The organism is Oerskovia sp. PE-21s (assembly GCF_056158145.1).
This window is the reverse complement of record NZ_JBUXJM010000001.1, coordinates 630163-651174: the sequence shown is the minus strand read 5'-3', so window position 1 is coordinate 651174 and position 21012 is coordinate 630163. Positions and strand designations below refer to the sequence as shown.

Sequence of the window (21012 nt, the reverse complement as noted above, 5' to 3'; positions counted from 1 at the left end):
CGAAACCCTACCGGGCAGCGCCGCGCAACCGGGTGAGATCTCGCGCACGACCACCTGGTGAGCACGAGCCGTCCACATGCGGGCCGCACAATGGAGAGGTGCAAGCGCTTGCCCCCTCCCCCCGCCCCCGTCCCTCGCACGGCCCGGTCCCCCGGCTCGGTGTCCATCTCGCCGGTGACGGCGTCGACGTCGCCGTGCTCGCCTCGCACGCGAGCGCTGTGCACCTGTGCCTGCTCGACGTCTCGGCCGACGGCGAGATCCGCGAACGGCGCGTGGCTCTCGGCGGGCCGGCCCACGGCGTCTGGCACGGGCACGTCCCCGGGGTGCGCGAGGGGCAGCGCTACGGCTTCCGGGCCGAGGGCCCGTGGGACCCTGCGGCCGGCCTCCGGTACAACCCCGCGAAGCTGCTCCTCGACCCGTACGCGCACGGGATCGTGGGCGTGCTCGACGACGACCCGTCCACGCGCGGTCACGTCGCCGAGCGGGACACCGCGGGCGCGCTCGTCGGTGACGTCCGCGGTCCGGCCGACCCCCGCGACTCGGCGCCGCACGTGCCGCACGCGGTCGTCGTCGCGCCCCGCACGGGGCACGAGCCCGTGCGCCGTCCGCACGTGCCGTGGGTCGACACCGTCGTCTACGAGGCCCACGTCCGCGGCCTGACCATGCAGCTCGACGCCGTGCCCGAGCACCTGCGCGGCACCTATGCGGGGCTCGCGCACCCCGCGACGATCGCGCACCTGAAGTCGCTGGGCGTCACGACGGTCGAGCTGCTGCCGATCCACGCGTTCCTCACCGAGCCGCACCTCGTGGCCCGGGGCCAGACCAACTACTGGGGCTACTCGACCGCGGGCTTCTTCGCCCCCCACGCCCCGTACGCGACGCGCGCCGCGCAGGAGGCCGGGCCCGGCGCGGTCATCGACGAGGTCCGTGGCATGGTGCACCTGCTGCACGAGGCCGGGCTCGAGGTCCTGCTCGACGTCGTGCACAACCACACGTGCGAGGGCGGCGCGGACGGCCCGCACCTGTCGTGGCGCGGCCTCGACAACCCCGTCTACTACCTGCACGACGGCGCGTCCCCGGCCGAGCTGGCGGACGTCACCGGGACGGGGAACAGCCTCGACTTCCGGCGCGCGCGCGTGGTGCAGATGACGCTCGACTCGTTGCGCTGGTGGGCGCAGGAGGTCGGCGTCGACGGCTTCCGCTTCGACCTCGCCGTGACCCTGGGCCGCGGACCCGCCGGGTTCGACCCCGACCACCCGTTCCTCGTCGCGCTCCAGACCGACCCGGTCCTCAACGGCCTCAAGCTCGTCGCGGAGCCGTGGGACGTCGGTCCGGGCGGGTGGCGCACGGGGCAGTTCCCCGCGCCGTTGGCCGAGTGGAACGACCGCTTCCGGGGCGCGGTGCGCCAGTTCTGGCTCGCCGACCCGCGCGAGGCCTCGCACGGGCGCCCGGGGCAGGGCGTGCGCGAGCTCGCGACCCGCCTGGCCGGGTCGGCGGACCTCTTCGGGCACAGCGACCCGCCGCTCATGCGCGGGCCGGTGGCGTCGGTCAACTTCGTGACGGCGCACGACGGGTTCACGCTCGCGGACCTCGTCGCCTACGAGCACAAGCACAACGAGGCCAACGGCGAGGGCAACCGCGACGGCAGCGACGACAACCGGTCGTGGAACCACGGGTTCGAGGGGCGCGTCGAGAACGAGGAGATGAGGATCGAGGGCTTCGAGCCGGGGCTCGAGATCGCGCCTCTTCGCCGCCGCTCGATCCGCAACCTCATGGCGACCCAGGTCCTGGCGGCGGGGACGCCCATGCTCACGGCCGGCGACGAGATGGGACGCACCCAGCGCGGCAACAACAACGCGTACTGCCAGGACGGGCCGGTGTCGTGGGTGAGCTGGGACCTGTCGCCCTGGCGCAAGGACCTGCTCGCGACCACGGCCTACCTCCTGGAGCTGCGCCGCGAGCACGCGGCGCTGCGCAGCGAGACGTTCTTCCACGGCCGGCCCCGGCACTCGGCGCAGGACGCGGTGCCGGACCTCGCGTGGTTCGACGCCGCGGGCTGCACCCTCGACCACGCGGCCTGGCACGACCCCGGGTTCCGCGTGCTGCAGATGCTGCGCACCGGGCCGAGTGCGGGCGACCGCGACGTGCTCCTGGTGCTCAACGGAGCGCTCGACACGGTCGAGGTGACGCTCGCGGACGTGCCGGGGCGCTCCGCCCCCGGGGCGGCCGAGGGGGACGGTGCCACCGCGTGGGTGCTTGCGTGGGACTCCGACTGGGAGCACCCGACCGAGGGCGGCGACGCCGAGCCCCCCGGCCCGCACGAGGCCGGAGGAGCGCCCGGGACGGCCCTCCTGGAGCCGCTCAGCCTGCAGGTCTATCTCTCGCCGAGGTAGAGGGGTCGCGTCGGGGGAAGGGCTGGGCCCCTCTCCCGACGACTGCCCCCTACCTCGCGGCGGGGCGCGGGGTCTAGTCTCTGCGCATGAGTGACAACGACGTCAGCATCCCTTCCGCGAGCAACGCCGTCCCGTCGGGCACGCCCGCCCACGGGAGCGCTCCCAGCCGCTCCGGCCCTGATCGTGCCGAGGTGATCGTGGTCGGCGCGGGACTCTCGGGCCTCGTCGCCGCGACCGAGCTCACGGCCGCGGGGCGCCACGTGATCCTGCTCGACCAGGAACCTGCCGCGAGCCTGGGCGGCCAGGCCTACTGGTCCTTCGGCGGCCTCTTCCTGGTCGACTCCCCCGAGCAGCGCCGCATGGGCGTCAAGGACACGCCCGAGCTCGCGCTCGACGACTGGCTCGGGTCGGCGGACTTCGCCCCCGGCGCCGCCGACGGCGAGGGTCCCGACCGCTGGGGCTACGCCTGGGCGCGCGGCTTCGTCGACTTCGCGGCGGGCGACATGCGCTCGTGGCTGCACGCCAAGGGGGTGCGCTGGTTCCCGCTCGTCCAGTGGGCAGAGCGCGGCGGCTACCCCGCGGGCGGCCACGGCAACAGCGTGCCCCGTTTTCACGTGACCTGGGGCACCGGCCCCGGCGTCCTCGAACCCTTCGTCCGCGCGGCCCTCGACGCCCGGGCAGCCGGTCTGCTCGACATCCGGTTCCGTCACCGCGTGACCGACCTCGTCGTGACCGACGGCGCCGTCACCGGCGTGCGGGCCGAGATCCTGGCCGACGACCCGGCCGAGCGCGGCGCCCCCTCGGTGCGCGACGTCGTGGGCGAGGTCGAGCTCTCGGCGAGCGCCGTCGTCGTCTCCTCCGGGGGGATCGGCGCGAACCACGACCTGGTCCGTGCGCACTGGCCCGCGTCTGCGGGCGTGCTGCCCGCGCGCATGCTCTCAGGAGTGCCGGACTCGACCGACGGGCTGCTGCTCGGCATCACGCGCGACGCGGGTGCGGCCCTGGTGCACGAGGACCGCATGTGGCACTACCCCGAGGGCATCGCGAACCACTCCCCCGTGTGGACCGACCACGGCATCCGCATCCTGCCCGGCCCGTCGTCGCTGTGGGTCGACGCGCACGGGCACCGACTGCCCTCGCCCCTGTTCCCCGGCTTCGACGCCCTGGGATCGCTCCAGCACGTCACGGCGCGCGGCGACGACCACTCCTGGTTCGTGCTCAACAAGGCGATCATGGAGAGCGAGTTCGCGCTGTCGGGCTCGGAACAGAACCCTGACCTGACCGGCCGGAGCGTGCGCCTGCTGGCGCAGCGCGTGCTGCCGGGGGCGGTCGGGCCCGTGGCGCGGTTCGCCGCCGAGTCCCCCGAGTTCGTGTGGGGTGCGAACCCGACCGAGCTCGCGGCCGGCATGAACGCCCTGACCGACGCGACCCCCGGGGCCCGCGGCCACATCGACGCGGAAGAGCTCGAACGGCTCGTGCGGCTGCGCGACGACCAGGTGCGCTCGGGACTCGGCAAGGACCACCAGGTCGTCGCGACGGCCATGGCCCGCAAGTTCTTCGTGGACCGCGTCATCCGGGTGTCGCCGCCGCGTCCGCTCACGACACCCAAGGACGGCCCGATGCTCGCGGTGCGGCTCTCGGTCCTGACCCGCAAGACGCTCGGCGGTCTGCACACCGACACCGACGGTCGCGTGCTGCGCCCCGACGGATCGGTGTTCGAGGGCCTGTACGCCGCCGGTGAGGCCGCGGGGTTCGGGGGCGGCGGCGTGCACGGCCACCGGGCGCTCGAGGGGACGTTCCTCGGCGGATGCCTGTTCTCGGGTCGGACCGTGGGGCGCGCGCTCGCTCGGAGCCTCTAGGTCGGCGGAGCGGCCCGGGTCCGCAGGCGGAGGACCGCTCCCGTCACCAGTCTGCGGGCATCTGCACCGGGTCGTCCGGGCTCACGCGCGACGCACGGAGCCCGGGCACCGCGAGCAGCGCCTCGACCAGGTCCTCGCTGCCTCCGAGGTCCGTGGCCACGGTGTCGAGCTCGGTGCACACGAACCACGACCGGTCGTCGGGCCACCACAGCGTGGGCGACTGGCTCATCGTCGCGAAAGCCGTCGCGGCGACGAGCGGCCCGTGCCACAGGTGATAGTCGCGGTGCGGCAGCGCGAGCATCGGTGCTGCGGGCCGCTCGGCCTGGTGCGCGGCCCGCAGCGCTCGCACCCTGGCCTCGGCCTGCGCCTGGGCGAGCGCGAACGAGGACCCCGGCGCGTCCCCCTCGCCCACGTCGTCGATCGCGTACGTCAGCACGGCGAACGACGTCGAGTCCTCGGGTCGCGTCCCGTGGTCGTACAGCCACCCGTACCCGGTCCACAGCGCGAAGTGGCAAGGCTGGTCGCCCGTGAACGGCGCGAGGGCCTCGATCAGGAGATCCATCTGCTCGGGCCCGGTCCGCTCGCTCCGTCCCAGGTAGAGCGACCCGATCCCTTCCTCCTCCTCGGCCCACGCGGGCACGTCGGGAATGCGCGCGTACGCCGCGAAGCCCGACGGCACGCACCCTCCGACGGTCCCGGGATCACCGAGCCGCGGCCCGATCCAGTCCCCGGCCGACGCGTCGACGTCCCACGCGACCCCGCCGAAGGGCGGGGGACGGTCGGGGAGGTGAGCGGCGTCGTCGGGCATGAGGCGAACGTAGCCGCGGCGAGGCCGCCCGGCCACCGCTCGCCCACGCCGGTACGCTCCCCGCATGACCCCGCCCGACGACGCCCCTCCCCCCGGTCCTCCGGCCGCCGGGCCGGCCGTGGCCCACCTCGACGTCGAAGGAGTCGTCTTCCGTCGAGATAGAACCTACTGCGTGAGATAGGACGCGCTGCGTACTACGTCGACCAGGACGTTCTACTTCGCCCGCGGGTTGTCCACAGATACCCAGTCGCCCCACCCTGTTCCCGTCGATCACCGGCACGCTGAGCGGCATGGGAAGAACAGAGGCTGCTCGTCGGGTCCCACCCGCGTTGCGGTACGAACCAGCGACCCGGGCCCGGCTCGAGAAGAGCCGACGCGAAGGACAGGTGGTCCGTGTCCGACCGGGGGTCTACCTGCCGCTCCCCACCGGAGAGGGGCACGCGCTCGGACGCGAGGCCGAGGTGCTCGCGAGCGTCCGAGGGGTCGTGGAGAGGCTCACCACCTCCTACTGGCTGAGCCACGAGACCGCAGCGCTCCTGTGGGGGTGCTGGACCTGGAGGCTCGGGCGGCTGGTCCATGTGACGCAGCTCGCGAATCCCAGCGTGCGCCGCGACGCCGACCTGACCACCCGACGACACTGGACTGCCTTGCCGGAGCGTGACCGGAGCGACCTGGACGGTGTCCCGGTCACCTCCCTGGAGCGGACCGTCGTCGACTGCGCTCGTTCGCTGCCGGCCCCCAGCGCCCTGGTCGTCGCCGACTCTGCCCTGCGTCTCGGTGCCGAGGTCCGGCTGCTCGACCAGATCCTCGACGAGTCGGCGGGAAAGCGCGGAGTGGTCCAGGCGAGGCAGATCCTCCAGCTCGCCGACGCTCGGTCCGAGTCCCCCGGCGAGACCCTGGTGCGTTGGACCGCCCTCGACGTCGGCCTGCCGCCCCTCGTCCCTCAGTTCCCCGTCATCACCTGGCTCGGCGAGTTCCGGCTCGACCTCGCCTGGCCCGAGCTTCGCATCGGGCTCGAGTTCGACGGCGCGGTCAAGTACGCCGGAGGCATGGGCGATCCCAGAGAACGGCTGCTTGCCGAGAAGAGACGCGAGGACGCCCTCCGGGAGTCGGGGTGGACCATCCTTCGCGTGACCTGGGAGGACCTGAAGGATCCAGAACGCCTGGTGGGTCGGCTCCGCGCGGCCAGACGGCTGGCTCGCGAACGCTCGACGTAGTACGCGCCGCGTGAAGTAGAACGTAGGGGGTTCTACCTCACGCGGCGCGTACTACTTCGGCGTCGAGGCGGTCAGGCGTTCGCGACCAGCCCCAGCTCCGCGACGCTCGCCAGCCCCTCGTGCTTGGGCACGATCCGGATGGTGTACCCGAACGGTCCCGACGCCTCGAGGCGCACCGACCCGGCGAACGCCGCCCGGCCCGCCTCGTACGTCTCGGCGAGCGCGAGCGGCTCGGCCGTGAACGACTCGATCACGTCGGCCTCGGTGACGCGGCCGTGGACCACCTGCACCTCGACGTCGCCGGGTGCCAGGTCTCCGAGCGACACGTAGGCCTTGACGGTCAGGAGGTCCCCGACCTGCGGCACCTCGCGGATCCCGCTCGACTCGACGTGGTCGACGCGCACGTGCGACCAGTCCCCGCGCACGTGCGCCTTCCATGCCGCGAGCTCGCGTGCGGGCTCGAAGCCCGGGGCGTTGAGCGTGCGCCCGGCGACCGCGGCGGGCCCGTAGAGGCGGTGCACGTAGTCGGCGACCATGCGCGTGGCCTGGACCTTGGGGCCGAGGGTCGCGAGCGTGTGCCGCACCATCTGGAGCCACCGGACGGGCACACCCCGCTCGTCACGGTCGTAGAACCGTGCCGCGACCTGGGTCTCGATGAGGTCGTACAGTGCCGCTGCCTCGAGGTCGTCGCGGCGGTCGGTGTCCTCGACGCCGTCGGCCGTGGGGATGGCCCAGCCGTTCTCGCCGTCGTACCACTCGTCCCACCACCCGTCGAGGATCGACAGGTTGAGGCCGCCGTTGAGCGCGGACTTCATGCCCGACGTGCCGCTGGCCTCGAGCGGGCGCAACGGGTTGTTGAGCCACACGTCGCAGCCCGGGTAGAGCGACTGCGCCATGCCGATGTCGTAGTTCGGCAGGAACACGATGCGCCCGCGCACGTCGTGCTCGTCGGTGAACCGGACGAGCTGCTGGATGAGCCGCTTGCCCTGGTCGTCAGCGGGGTGCGACTTGCCGGCGACGATGAGCTGGACGGGCCGCTCGGGGTCGAGCAGCAGCGAACGCAGCCGGTCGGGGTCGCGCAGCATGAGCGTCAGGCGCTTGTACGTGGGCACGCGGCGCGCGAACCCGATGGTCAGGACGTCGGGCGAGAGCGCGTCGTCGACCCAGCCGAGCTCGGCGGGGCTGGCCCCGCGCTCGCGCCAGGACCTGCGCAGCCGGTTGCGGGCCTCGTCGACGAGCTGTCCGCGCAGCTCGCGGCGCATGCCCCACAGCTCCTCGTCGCTCACCCCGGCGGGGTCGAGCCAGCCCGACGACGCGGCGTCGGCCGTGAGCTCGTCGAGCCCGAGGCGCTCGGCCTCGAGGGTCGCCAGGCGCGGGTCGACCCACGTGGGCGAGTGCACGCCGTTGGTCACGGACGTGATGGGGACCTCGCGCGAGTCGAAGCCCGGCCACAGGCCGTTGAACATGCCGCGCGAGACCTCGCCGTGCAGGAGGGACACGCCGTTGGCGCGGCCGCCCAGGCGCAGGCCCATGACGGCCATGTTGAAGACGGTGGGGTCGCCGCCGTCGTAGTCCTCGGCGCCCAGCGCGAGGACCTGGTCGACGTCGATCCCGGGGATCTGGTTGTCGCCGCCGAAGTACTGGCCGATGAGGTCGCGGCCGAAGCGGTCGATGCCCGCGGGGACGGGCGTGTGGGTCGTGAACACGGTCGCGGCGCGCACGGCCTCGAGGGCTGCGTCGAACGTCAGCCCCGCGCCCGTCACGAGCTCACGGATGCGCTCGACGCCGAGGAACCCGGCGTGCCCCTCGTTGGTGTGGTAGACCTCGGGCTCGGGGGCGCCGGTCAGGTGCGACCACAGGCGCAGCGCGCGCACACCGCCCACGCCGAGCAGCAGCTCCTGCTGGAGCCGGTGCTCGCCGCCGCCGCCGTAGAGGCGGTCGGTGACCTTGCGCGCGGCCTCGTCGTTGCCGGGGACGTTGGAGTCGAGCAGCAGCAGCGGGACGCGCCCGACGGCCGCGACCCACACGTGCGCGTGCAGGACGCGCCCCCCGGGCAGGTCGATCGAGACGCGCGCGGGCGTGCCGTCGTCCTCGCGCAGGATCGTCAGGGGCAGTCCGTCGGGGTCGAGCAGCGGGTAGGTCTCGACCTGCCAGCCGTCGCGCGTGAGGGACTGGCGGAAGTAGCCCGCGCCGTAGAGCAGCCCGACGCCGACGATGGGCACGCCCAGGTCGGACGCGCTCTTGAGGTGGTCGCCCGCGAGGATGCCGAGGCCGCCCGAGTACTGCGGCAGGACCGAGGTGATGCCGTACTCCGGGGAGAAGTAAGCGATCGCCTGCGGGAGCTCCTCGCCGCCCGCGGCCTGCTCCTGGTACCAGAGCGGGTCCTGGAGGTAGCGGTGCAGGTCGGCTGCGGCCGCGCGGACGCGGCCCACGAACTCCTGGTCGGCCGCGAGCGCCGCGAGGCGGTCGGGCCCCAGGGCGCCGAGGAGCGCCACGGGGTCGCGCTTCACGGACTCCCACAGCTGCGGGTCGATCCCGGAGAAGAGCTCGCGCGTGGCGGTGTGCCAGGACCACCGCAGGTTGAGGGACAGCTCGTCGAGGTCGTGCAGCTCGGCGGGCAGGACGGTGCGGACGGTGAAACGTCTGATCGCTCTCACGGGTCCGACAGTACGCAACTGTGGGCCGCTGTACACCCTCTACCTGCCGTGTGCTCGCGACGGGCTCGGGCCGTTTCACCCGCCGGCAACCCGTCGGCAACCTGTCGGCTTCCCGTCCGCGAGCGGTCGGCCGGGCAGCCGCGCGCCACGGGTTGCGCGCCACGCCCGCCCAGCGGGTGCCGCACCTCGCCCGCGCTCGATACCTTGTGCTCGTGCCTGAGAACTCCACGAGCCCCGTGACCCCCGCGCCGGCGCCCCGACCGACCGCCCCCTCGATCGTGTCCTCCGTCGCCCCGGCGACGGTCCCGCTCGCTCCTCCGATCGCCCCCGCCGCCCCGATCGGGCGCATCCCCGTCGTCGAGGTGTCGCCCGTGGTCGAGGGGGGCCGCTGGCCCGCGAAGGCCGTGGTGGGCGAGGTCGTCCCGGTCGAGGCCACGGTCTTCCGCGAGGGGCACGACGCCGTCGCGGCGACCGCGGTGCTCGTCGCCCCGGACGGCTCGGACCACTCGTGGGCGCGCATGGTCGACGTCGCTCCGGGACTCGACCGGTTCCGGGCGACGGTCTCTCCCGACTCCCCGGGTGAGTGGTCGTTCCGCGTCGAGGCGTGGTCCGACCCGTACGGCACGTGGGCGCACGACGCGGCGATCAAGGTCGCGGCGGGCATCGACGTCGAGCTCATGCTCGCCGAGGGCGTCGCGCTCTTCGAGCGCATCACCGCCCTGGAGGGCCTGAGCCCGCGGGACGCGAAGACCCTGCACGACGGCGCCGCGGCCCTCGCGGACCCGTCGCGCCCTTCCCCGGCGCGGCTCGCGGCAGCCCTGTCGCCCGAGGTGCGCGACGCCCTGGGCCGCACTCCCCTGCGGGACCACGTGACGCCGTCGGGCACGTATCCCCTGCGGGTGGACCGGCCGCTCGCGCTCGCCGGTGCCTGGTACGAGATGTTCCCCCGCTCCGAGGGCGCGCGGCGCCTCAAGGACGGGACGTGGCGTTCCGGGACGTTCACGACCGCGGCCAGGCGGCTGCCCGCGATCGCCGCGATGGGCTTCGACATGGTCTACCTGACGCCCGTGCACCCCATCGGGACCACGCACCGCAAGGGCCGCAACAACTCGCTCACCGCACTGCCGGGAGACCCGGGCTCGCCGTACGCGATCGGCTCGAAGGACGGCGGGCACGACGCGATCCATCCCGAGCTGGGCACCGAGCGCACGTTCAAGGCGTTCGTGAAGGAGGCCCGGCGCCTGGGCATGGAGGTCGCTCTCGACCTCGCGCTCCAGTGCTCGCCCGACCACCCGTGGGTCACCGAGCACCCCGAGTGGTTCACGACGCGCGTCGACGGCTCGATCGCGTACGCCGAGAACCCGCCCAAGAAGTACCAGGACATCTACCCGCTCAACTTCGACAACGACCCGGCGGGCATCTACGCCGAGGTGCTGCGCGTCGTGCGGGTGTGGATCGCGCGCGGCGTCACGGCGTTCCGCGTCGACAACCCGCACACCAAGCCCCTGCCGTTCTGGGAGTGGCTGCTCGCGGAGGTCCGCGCGACGAACCCCGAGGTGATCTTCCTGTCGGAGGCGTTCACCAAGCCCGCGATGATGCACACGCTCGCACGCATCGGGTTCCACCAGTCGTACACGTACTTCACGTGGCGCAACGAGAAGACCGAGCTCGCGGAGTACCTGACCGAGGTCTCGGGGCCCGCGGGGTCCTACATGCGCCCGAGCTTCTGGCCCACGACGCACGACATCCTGCCGCCCTACCTCCAGCACGGCGGTGTCGCCGGGTTCGCGGTGCGGGCCGTGCTCGCGGCGCTCGGGTCCCCGACGTGGGGTGTCTACTCGGGCTACGAGCTCGTCGAGAACGTGCCCCGCCCCGGGGTCGAGGAGCAGATCGACAACGAGAAGTACGAGTACAAGCCGCGCGACTGGGCGCTCGCCCAGGAGATCGGCATCTCGACGCTCCTGACGACCCTCAACGACGTGCGCCGCGAGCACCCCGCGCTGCGCCAGCTGCGCAACCTCACGGTCCACCCCACGACCAACGACCACGTCCTCGCGTTCTCGCGGCACCTGCCCGAGCGCGTGTCGCCGGACGGGACGGTCGTGCCGGCCGACACCGTGATCGTGGTCGTGAACCTCGACCCGTGGGGCACGCAGGAGTCGATGGTCCACCTCGACCTCGCCGCGCTGGGCCTGGCGCCCGAGCAGCAGTTCGTCGCGCACGACCTGCTCTCCGGCGCCTCGTACGGGTGGGGCCAGGACGTCTACGTCAGGCTGGTCCCCCAGGAGCAGGTGGCGCACGTCGTCCACGTGAGGACGCCATGAGCAGCTCGCCGTTCTCGGCCCGCGCCGCAGGGCCGGCCGCCCGCGCCGCAGGGCCCGCCGCGGGGCCTGCCCCCGTGGCCCCGACGACCGCGCCCCTGCCCGTCGGCGCCCTGCCGGTACGCCGCCAGCCAGAGGCTCCGTCGGCGCAGCGCTCGGGGCTCTCCGCGGACCCCGCCTGGTACAAGACGGCCGTGTTCTACGAGGTCCTGGTCCGCGCGTTCTCGGACTCCTCGGGGGACGGCTCGGGCGACCTGCGCGGGTTGATCGAACGCCTCGACTACCTCCAGTGGCTGGGGATCGACGCCTTGTGGCTGCCCCCGTTCTACCCGTCGCCGCTGCGGGACGGCGGGTACGACGTCGCGGACTACACGGCCATCGCGGGCCAGTACGGCTCGATGGCCGACTTCACCGAGCTCATCGCCGAGGCGCACTCGCGCGGCATCCGGATCGTGATCGACCTGGTCATGAACCACACGAGCGACCAGCACCCGTGGTTCCAGGCGTCGCGCGCCGACCCCGAGGGCCCGTACGGCGACTTCTACGTGTGGAGCGACGACAACACGCGCTACCAGGACGCGCGGATCATCTTCGTCGACACCGAGACGAGCAACTGGACGTTCGACCCGGTCCGGCGCCAGTACTTCTGGCACCGGTTCTTCTCGCACCAGCCGGACCTCAACTTCGAGAACCCGCGCGTCGCGGACGCGATGCTCGACGTGACGAGGTTCTGGCTCCAGGTGGGCGTGGACGGGTTCCGCCTCGACGCGGTCCCGTACCTGTTCGAGGCCGAGGGCACGAACTGCGAGAACCTTCCCGAGACGCACCGGTTCCTGCGGCGCGTGCGCGAGATGGTCGACGCCGAGTTCCCGGGACGGATCATCCTCGCGGAGGCGAACCAGTGGCCCGCGGAGGTCGTGGACTACTTCGGCACCGAGGAGGAGCCGGAGTGCCACATGTGCTTCCACTTCCCGGTCATGCCGCGCATCTTCTACGCGATCCGCGACCAGCGGGCCAACCAGATCGTCGACATCCTGCGCGACACCCCGCCCATCCCTGCGGGCGCGCAGTGGAGCACGTTCTTGCGCAACCACGACGAGCTGACGCTCGAGATGGTCTCGACCGAGGAGCGCGCGTCGATGTACGGGTGGTACGCGCAGGACCCGCGCATGCGCGCGAACGTCGGCATCCGCCGCCGCCTGGCGCCGCTGCTCGACAACTCGCGCAAGGAGGTCGAGCTCGCGCACGCGCTGCTCCTGTCGCTGCCGGGCAGCCCGTGCCTGTACTACGGCGACGAGATCGGGATGGGCGACAACATCTGGCTGCCGGACCGGGACGCGGTCCGCACGCCCATGCAGTGGACCCCGGACCGCAACGCGGGCTTCTCGACCGCCGACCCGGGCAAGCTGTACCTGCCCCCCATCCAGTCGCTCGTGCACAACTACGGGTACGTCAACGTGGAGAACCAGCTCGCGCAGCCGACGTCGCTGCTGCACTGGGTCCACGGCATGCTCGCGGTGCGCAGGCTGCACCCGGCCTTCGGGGCGGGCGAGCAGGTCACGCTCAGCACGGACAACGAGTCGGTCCTCGCGTTCCTGCGCCGCAACGAGGCCGAGACCATCCTGTGCGTCGCGAACCTCTCGGCGACCGCGCGCACTGCCACGATCCACCTGCCCGAGCACGCGGGCGCGACCCTGACCGACGTGTTCGGCGGGGCGACGTTCCCCTCGGTGGGCGAGGACGGCGACGTCGTGATGACATGGGGTTCGAGGGACTTCTACTGGCTCACGGTGTCGTAGGACGCCCTGACCTGCCCGGCAGAAGGAGCTGACGTGGTGCCGAAGACCGTCTCGTCCTCGCCCGTCGTGTCGCGCCCCGGGCCGCTCGGGTCGGCGCAGCGCGTCCCCGTCCCGGACGCCCGCCTGCTCGGGCTCCTCGACGCGTGGCTGCCCGCGCAGCGCTGGTACCCGGTGAAGGGCCTCGCGGTGCGGCACGTGCCGTGGATGAGCTTCGCGCTCACCGAGCGCTGCACGCTGCACCTCCTGCGGATCGTGGGTGACGGGGTGGACCTGGTGATCCAGGTCCCCCTCGTCGTGACGCCTGCGGGCGGGCTCCCGGCGGGCCTCGGGCCTGCGGACGCGCGTCCGGCGGGGGCTTCCGGGGCGTCGGGCACCGCGGACGCGGGCCGCGCGCCCCTCCCGGGCCTGGTGGGCTTCGTCCCGGAGCCGGACCGGCGACCGGACGGTGTACGGGGTGGGAGCGGGGCGAGCGACCCCGAGGGTTCTGCGGCACCGCTCGCGGTGCACGACGGCGCCACGCACCCCGACCTGTGGGTGGCCCTCCTGGGCGCGCTCGAGCAAGCGGGCGACGCGCGCCAGGACGGTCGCGACCGTCCGGTCGACCTGACGGGTGCCCGGATGGTCGGCGGCGAGCAGTCGAACTCCTCGGTGATCCTGCCGGGGGTCGCGGGCGGTTCGATCCTCAAGATCCTGCGGACGATCGCGATCGGCCCCAACCCGGACGTCGTGGTCCCCGACGCGCTCGCCCGCGTGGGGTGGACCGGTGTGCCGCGCCCGCTCGGCTGGGTCGAGGCGACGTGGGAGCCGCTCGACGTGCCGGCGGGCGCTCTGGCCCTGGGCCCGGCGAGGACCGCGCACCTCGCGGTGCTGAGCGAGCTCGTCACGGACGCGCGCGACGGGTTCGAGCTCGCGTGCGCCTACGCGGCCCGGGACACCTCGTTCGCCGACCTCGCGGCCGACCTCGGCCGGACGCTCGCGACCATGCACCGGGCGCTGCGCGAGGCGCTGCCGACCGGGCCACCGCTCGAGGCGGGCTGGCTGCTGGGCGACCTGCGCCGTCGGGCACGCGAGGCCTGTGCCTCGTCCGCCCCTCTCGGGCGACGCGCCGCGCAGGTCGAGGTGTTCCTCGACGGCGTGGCCGAGCGACTCGCCCGCGAGGAGGCACCGCCTCCCGTGCTCCAGGCGATCCACGGCGACATGCACCTGGGGCAGGCCCTGCACGCGCTCGGCGACGGCTGGAAGATCCTCGACTTCGAGGGCGAGCCGCTGCGGCCCGTGGCCGAGCGCACGCGCCCGGACCTGCCGCTGCGCGACGTCGCGGGGATCGTGCGCTCGCTCGACTACGCGGCGGCGGTCGGCGGGGCGCGCTCACCCCGGTGGACGACGACGGCGCGCACCGCGTTCGTCGAGGCGTACCGGCGCGCGATCGGCGACGACGACGGGACCGCCGGGCTCTCGGACGCGACGACCGAGGCGCTGCTGCGCGCCCTGGTCCTCGACAAGGCGCTGTACGAGGTCGTGTACGAGTCGCGCAACCGCCCGGCGTGGGAGCCGATCCCGCTCACCGCGGTGGACCGGCTGCTGGGCGGACGGTAGCCGCGCGGCCGGCCGTGCGCGACGTGCCGTCGCCGACCGCTGCGCAGGAAACCCACCGTCACCAGGCATGATGGTGACGCGGTTCGACGACGACCCCTCACCTCTCTGGAGCTTCCCCGTGACCTCGGCCCCGGCCTCTGCAGACCTCGCGCCCTCGACGATGACAGCGCTGACATCCCCGCCCGCCCAGACCCCTGGCACCGAGACCGGCGCGCCGAGCACGGCCCGCCGTGAGCTGCGCACGGGCTGGACCGTGCGCGCCGTCGCCGGCCCCGTCCCCGCGCACCTCGCCGAGCAGGTGCACACCCCCGTGCCCGCGACCGTGCCCGGCACGGTCCACACCGACCTCCTCGCGGCCGGGATCGTCCCGGACCCGTATCTCGACGACAACGAGCACGTGCTCGCGTGGATCGGCCGCTGCGACTGGGAGTACCGCACGACGTTCGAGTGGGCCCCCGACGGTCACGAGCGCCACGACCTCGTCGCCGACGGCCTCGACACGGTCGCGGCCGTGACCCTCAACGGGCACCTGCTCGCCGAGACCGCGAACCAGCACCGCACCTACCGCCTGCCCGTCGACGAGCACCTGCGGCCCGGTGCCAACGAGCTCGTCGTGCGGTTCTCCTCACCGCTCGCGTACGCCGCCGCGCAGAACGTCGCTCTGGGCTACCGCCCCCACACCAACCCCCACCCGTTCAACGCGATCCGCAAGATGGCGTGCAGCTTCGGCTGGGACTGGGGACTGGAGACCGCGACGTCGGGCATCTGGCGCCCGCTCGCGCTCGAGGGGTGGACGGGCGCGCGGCTCGCGGCCGTGCGGCCCGTGGCGTCGGTCACCGGCGACGGGCACGCCCTGGACTCGCCCGACGCCGCCGTCCCCGGCCGCCTCACGGTCCACGTCGAGCTCGAGCGCTCCCCCGACGTCGACGGCCCGCTGGACGTCGCGGTCCACGTCGACGGGCTCGTCACGAGCGCCCGGGTCCCGGCAGGACAGGCCTCCGCGGTCGTCGACGTCGACCTCCCTGCCGTCCGGCGCTGGTGGCCCCGCGGGTTCGGCGAGCAGCCGCTCTACGAGGTCGCGGTCGAGCTCCTCGCCGCACCGTCGGCCGAGGAGCGCGACGGCCGCCAGGAGCACGAGCCGCGCGCCGCCGTCGGGCCGCTCGACGTGCGGCGCCACCGCGTGGGCTTCCGCACCGTGCGCCTCGACATGCTCCCCGACGAGCACGACGGCGAGCCCGGCACGTCGTTCGTGATCGTCGTCAACGACCAGCCCGTGTTCGTGCGCGGCGCGAACTGGATCCCCGACGACGCCTTCCCGCACCGCGTGACGCGCGAGCGGTACGCGGCGCGCATCGCCCAGGCCGAGCAGGCGAACGTCAACCTGCTGCGCGTGTGGGGCGGCGGGATCTTCGAGGCCGACGACTTCTACGACCTGTGCGACGAGCGCGGCATCCTCACGTGGCAGGACTTCCTCTTCGCGTGCTCGACGTACGCCGAGGAGGAGCCGCTGCGCAGCGAGGTCGAGGCCGAGGTGCGCGACAACGTGACCCGCCTGGCCCCGCACCCGAGCCTCGTGCTGTGGAACGGCAACAACGAGAACCTGTGGGGCTTCCACGACTGGGACTGGCAGCCGCGCCTCCAGGGCCGCACGTGGGGCCTGGGGTACTACACCGAGCTGTTGCCCGCGCTGCTCGCCGAGCTCGACCTGGGCCGCCCGTACACGCCGGGCAGCCCGTGGTCGGGCACGCTCGACCTGCACCCCAACCTCGACGCGCACGGCTCGGTGCACGTCTGGGACGCGTGGAACCGCCAGGGGTACGAGGTGTACCGCGACCACGTCGCGCGCTTCGTCGCCGAGTTCGGCTGGCAGGGCCCGCCCACGTGGTCGACCCTGCGCGACGCCCTGTCCGACGAACCGCTCACACCCGAGTCCTCCGGGATGCTCGTGCACCAGAAGGCCGCGCAGGGCAACGACAAGCTGACCGACGGCCTCCTCCCCCACTTCCCGCTGCCCGACGACATGGACGACTGGCACTGGGCCATGTCCCTCAACCAGGCGAACGCCATGACGGTCGGGATCGAGCACCTGCGCTCGTGGAGCCCGCGCTGCGCGGGCGCGATCGTGTGGCAGCTCAACGACTGCTGGCCCGTCACGTCGTGGGCCGCTGTCGACGGCGCCGGCCGCGCCAAGCCCACGCTCTTCGCGCTCGCCCACGCCTACCGCGACCGCCTGGTCACGGTCCAGCCCCGCAGGCCCGACGGCGGCGCGCCCGTCCCCGGCGGCCCCTCGGCCCTCGCGGTGGTCGTCGTCAACGACTCGCCCGACCCGTGGAGCGGGACGCTCGTCCAGCGGCGTGTGCGCTACGACGGGACGGTCCTCGCCGAGATGAGCACCGCCGTCGGGCTGGCGCCGCGCGAGACGCGCACGCTCCTGCTGCCGGACGCCGTCGCGACGGCCGCGAGCGCCCGCGACGAGCTGGTCGTCGCGAGCCTGGGCGACGAGCGCGGGCTGTGGTTCTTCGCGGAACCGCGAGACAGCGCCCTGGTCGACGACGGGCTGGACGCCTCCGTGCGGGAGGTCGCCCCCCACGCCCCGGTGCCGACGCCCGTGCCGGGCTCGATCCGCACGCCCGCTGCGGTCGGCGGGCCCGGAGGAGGTCGCCGGTACGAGGTCGTCGTCACGGCCCGGGCGCTCGTGCGCGACGTGACCCTCCTGGTCGACAAGGTGCACCCGGAGGCGAGCGTCGACGACCAGCTCGTGACGCTCCTGCCCGGCGAGTCCGCGACGTTCACGGTGTCGGTTCCCGAACCGCTCGGGCGGACCGGGGAGTCCGCGCTGACCGCCCGCCGGGTCCTGCGCACGGCGAACCAGCTCGTCGCGGGACCGTCGACACCGGGCGCGAACCGGTGAGGGCAGGGTGAGCGCGTGCCCGTGCGGCGCGGGGAGTACGCACGCACCCCGGCGACGTGGAAAGGTTGGGCCATGACCGGGTCATCGACACCTCCGAGCAGCTCCCTCCCACCGCTCCCCGTGGTGCCGGCCGATCCGGTCGCGCTCGCGGCCGTCGCCCAGGGCCGGGCGGTCGACCCCCACGCGGTGCTGGGCCCGCACCTGACCGCGGTGCCCCTCCCGGGCGGCCGGACCGGGGGTGCCGCCACGGTGCGCGTCCTGCGTCCGCTCGCGGACGAGGTCGCGATCATCACCCTCGACGGCGAGTTCGCCGCGACGCACGAGCAGGACGGGATCTGGGTCGCGGTCGTGCCCGCGGCGGTCGACGAGCCCGCGCACGGCGCCCCGACCCCGCCCGTGCTGCACGCCCCCGACTACCGCGTCCGCGCACGCTACGGCGAGACCACGACCCTCCTGGACGACCCGTACCGCTTCCTGCCGACGCTCGGCGAGATGGACCAGCACCTGGTCCGCGAGGGACGCCACGAGGAGCTGTGGACCGTCCTGGGCGCCAACCCGAAGGTCTACCCGAGCGTGCTCGGCGAGCCCGGGGCGGCCGGGACCACGAGCGGCACGGCGTTCGCGGTCTGGGCGCCCAACGCCCGCGCGGTGCGGGTCATCGGCGACTTCAACCACTGGCAGGGCAGCACGCACGCCATGCGCTCGCTGGGCGACACGGGGGTGTGGGAGCTGTTCGTGCCCGGCGTCGGGCCCGGCACGCTCTACAAGTACGAGATCCTGACGGCCGGCGGGGCCTGGCTCCAGAAGGCCGACCCCCTGGCCAAGGGCACGCAGGTGCCGCCCGCCAACGCGAGCGTCGTCGTCGCGTCCGGGCACGAGTGGACCGACGACGCCTGGCTCGCCGAGCGCGCGGCCCGCGACCCGCACACGGGCCCCGTGAGCGTCTACGAGGTGCACCTGGGCTCGTGGCGCCAGGGCCTGAGCTACCGCGAGCTCGCCGACCAGCTCACGTCCTACGTCCTGGAGACCGGCTTCACGCACGTCGAGCTCATGCCCGTGGCCGAGCACCCCTACGGCGGCTCGTGGGGCTACCAGGTCACGAGCTACTACGCCCCCACCGCGCGCTTCGGCCACCCCGACGACTTCCGGTACCTCGTCGACACCCTGCACCGGGCCGGGATCGGCGTGATCCTCGACTGGGTCCCTGCGCACTTCCCCAAGGACGAGTGGGCGCTCGCGCGCTTCGACGGGACCCCGCTCTACGAGCACCCCGACCCGCTGCGGGGCGAGCAGCCCGACTGGGGCACCTACGTGTTCGACTTCGGGCGCAACGAGGTGCGCAACTTCCTCGTCGCCAACGCGACGTACTGGTTCGAGGAGTTCCACGTCGACGCCCTGCGCGTCGACGCCGTGGCCTCGATGCTCTATCTCGACTACTCGCGGGGCCCTGGCCAGTGGCACCCCAACGTCCACGGCGGGCGCGAGAACCTCGAGGCCATCGCGTTCCTCCAGGAGACCAACGCGACCGCCTACCGGCGCACGCCCGGCGTCATGATGATCGCCGAGGAGTCCACGGCCTGGCCCGGCGTCACACGCCCCACCGACGCGGGCGGCCTCGGGTTCGGCCTCAAGTGGAACATGGGCTGGATGAACGACTCGCTGCGCTACATCGCCGAGGAGCCCATCAACCGGCGCTACCACCACCACGAGATCACGTTCTCGATGGTCTACGCGTACTCCGAGCAGTTCGTCCTGCCCATCAGCCACGACGAGGTCGTGCACGGCAAGGGGTCGCTCTACGGCAAGATGCCCGGCGACGACTGGCAGAAGCGCGCGGGGGTCCGCTCGTTCCTGGCCTACCAGTGGTCGCACCCCGGCAAACAGCTGCTGTTCATGGGCTGCGAGATCGCCCAGCACGCCGAGTGGAACGAGGCCGCGAGCCTCGACTGGGCCGGGCTGGGCGACCCCGGCAAGGCGGGCGTCCAGCGCCAGGTGCGCGACCTCAACGAGCTCTACCGGCGCACCCCCGCCCTGTGGGCGCTCGACCACGACCCTGCGGGCTTCGAGTGGCTCGACGCCGAGGACGCCGACCACAACGTCGTCGCATACCTGCGGCGCGACGCGAGCGGGAACCAGGTCGCCGTCGTCGTGAACTTCGCGGGCACCCCGCACGAGGGCTACCGCCTCGCCCTGCCCCAGGGCGGCGCGTGGCGCGAGATCCTCAACACCGATGCCGAGGTCTACGGCGGGTCCGGGGTCGGGAACCTCGGTGAGGTGCTGGCCGAGGCACGGCCCTGGAAGGGGCGGGCGCACTCCGTGACGCTGCGCGTCCCGCCGCTCGGGGTGCTCTACCTGGCGCCTGCCTGACCGCGCCGGGCTCCGCGCCCACGCACGACGACGGCCGGTCACCTCGCGGGAGGAGACCGGCCGTCGTCGTGCGCGGGCGCTGGCGTCAGTACAGGTTGATCGCCAGGAGCTGGCGGGCCTTGCCGACCCGGGGGTCGGCCGGGCCGAGGATCTCGAAGTAGTCGACGAGCCGACGGCGCAGCGTCTCCTTGTCCTCGGCGCTCGACCCGACGAGCAGGTCGAGCAGACGCCCGAAGGCGTCCTCGACCTTGCCGCCGAGGATGTCGAGGTCCGCGACGTCGAGCTGCGCCTGGAGGTCGGCGGGCCGAGCCGCGGCGGCCTCGCGCGCGGCCTGCAGGTCGAGGTCGCGCGTGCGCCGCAGCAGCCCCACCTGCGCGAGCCCCGCCGTGGCGAGGTGGTCGCGGGGGTCCTGCTTGATGGCCTTCTCGTACGCGGCGACGGCCGCGTCGAAGTCGTCACGCTCGATCGCGTCGTACGCCTCCTGGTGCAGGGGCGGCAGCTCGGGCTCGGGAGCCGCCTGCTCGGTCGGCGCGTCGTCACCCGCCGGGGCTCCCTGCGCGGGCGCCCGGCCCGTGACCCCGTTGCCCTCGGCGATCTGGAGCACCTGCTGCAGGACGGCGCGGATCTGGTCCCCGGCGGCGGCGCCCTGGAACAGCGGGACCGGCTGGCCACCGACGATCGCCACGACCGTCGGGACGCTCTCGACCTGGAAGGCGGCGGCGATCTGCGGATAGGTCTGCGCGTCGACCCGGCCCAGGAGGAATCGCCCGGCGAACTCCTCCGCGATCGCGCCGAGCTCGGTGCCGAGCTGCGCGTTCGCCTGGTCGGTCGGGATCCAGAGCAGGACCACGACCGGGTACTGCGTCGAGTCCTGCACGAGCTGCGGGAACGACTCCTCGGTCACGTCGACGACGTACCCGCCGGCCTCGGGCGCTCCACCGGGCGCGCCGGGCGGCGGGGCCGACGGACGGTTCAAGGACGACAGGTCGACGGCACCGCGCACGTCGAAGTTCGGCTGCTGGCTCGGTTGGCTCATGGCTACATCCTATGGAGAATCCGGCCGTGCGCCGCTCGTCTCGCGACG

General features: G+C 73.5%; 11 protein-coding genes. 8 read left to right on the top strand and 3 right to left on the bottom strand.

The genetic code is table 11. The annotated features are described in order from the left end of the window. Positions 1-98 precede the first annotated feature (98 nt). Together glgX and ACZDYF_RS02755 are read left to right on the top strand one after the other, a co-directional pair. Positions 99-2393 carry a glycogen debranching protein GlgX gene (glgX, locus tag ACZDYF_RS02760; protein WP_475053003.1) on the top strand — a complete coding sequence of 765 codons (2295 nt, stop codon included), beginning with the start codon at positions 99-101 and terminating at the stop codon, positions 2391-2393. Between the two features lie 86 nt (positions 2394-2479). Next, a complete protein-coding gene (locus ACZDYF_RS02755; RefSeq protein ID WP_475052997.1) occupies positions 2480-4252 on the top strand; it encodes an FAD-binding dehydrogenase in 1773 nt (590 codons plus the stop codon). 43 nt (positions 4253-4295) lie between these two features. Here the strand turns inward: ACZDYF_RS02755 and ACZDYF_RS02750 are convergent, their stop codons facing one another. After that, entirely contained in the window at positions 4296-5060 is a 765-nt protein-coding gene (locus ACZDYF_RS02750) for a hypothetical protein (RefSeq protein WP_475052991.1), read from the bottom strand. Positions 5061-5446: 386 nt separating this feature from the next. Here ACZDYF_RS02750 and ACZDYF_RS02745 point away from each other — a divergent pair, with 386 nt between their 5' ends. Further along, positions 5447-6277 carry a hypothetical protein gene (locus tag ACZDYF_RS02745; RefSeq protein ID WP_475052985.1) on the top strand — a complete coding sequence of 277 codons (831 nt, stop codon included), beginning with the start codon at positions 5447-5449 and terminating at the stop codon, positions 6275-6277. Positions 6278-6348: 71 nt separating this feature from the next. On the opposite strand, the gene glgP is transcribed toward ACZDYF_RS02745, so the two are convergent. Next, on the bottom strand, positions 6349-8934 hold the full coding sequence (gene glgP / locus ACZDYF_RS02740) for an alpha-glucan family phosphorylase (protein ID WP_191792218.1): 2586 nt from the start codon (positions 8932-8934) through the stop codon (positions 6349-6351). Between the two features lie 212 nt (positions 8935-9146). Here glgP and ACZDYF_RS02735 point away from each other — a divergent pair, with 212 nt between their 5' ends. The 5 genes from ACZDYF_RS02735 (at position 9147) to glgB (ending at position 19928) form a co-directional block, all read left to right on the top strand. Next, positions 9147-11258, top strand: coding sequence for an alpha-1,4-glucan--maltose-1-phosphate maltosyltransferase (locus tag ACZDYF_RS02735; RefSeq protein ID WP_475052982.1), 2112 nt, complete (start codon positions 9147-9149; stop codon positions 11256-11258). Continuing rightward, positions 11255-13054: a maltose alpha-D-glucosyltransferase gene (treS, locus tag ACZDYF_RS02730; protein ID WP_191792220.1), complete on the top strand. Its 1800-nt coding sequence runs from the start codon at positions 11255-11257 to the stop codon at positions 13052-13054. The genes ACZDYF_RS02735 and treS overlap by 4 nt, the downstream gene beginning before the upstream one ends. A gap of 33 nt (positions 13055-13087) precedes the next feature. Next, positions 13088-14650, top strand: a complete 1563-nt coding sequence (locus ACZDYF_RS02725) for a phosphotransferase (protein ID WP_475052979.1) — start codon at positions 13088-13090, stop codon at positions 14648-14650. Between the two features lie 160 nt (positions 14651-14810). After that, entirely contained in the window at positions 14811-17561 is a 2751-nt protein-coding gene (locus tag ACZDYF_RS02720) for a glycoside hydrolase family 2 protein (RefSeq protein WP_475052976.1), read from the top strand. A gap of 72 nt (positions 17562-17633) precedes the next feature. Next, on the top strand, positions 17634-19928 hold the full coding sequence (glgB, locus tag ACZDYF_RS02715) for a 1,4-alpha-glucan branching protein GlgB (RefSeq protein WP_475052970.1): 2295 nt from the start codon (positions 17634-17636) through the stop codon (positions 19926-19928). A gap of 85 nt (positions 19929-20013) precedes the next feature. Here the strand turns inward: glgB and ACZDYF_RS02710 are convergent, their stop codons facing one another. Then, on the bottom strand, positions 20014-20964 hold the full coding sequence (locus tag ACZDYF_RS02710; protein WP_204809627.1) for a tetratricopeptide repeat protein: 951 nt from the start codon (positions 20962-20964) through the stop codon (positions 20014-20016). Between the last annotated feature and the right edge of the window lie 48 nt (positions 20965-21012).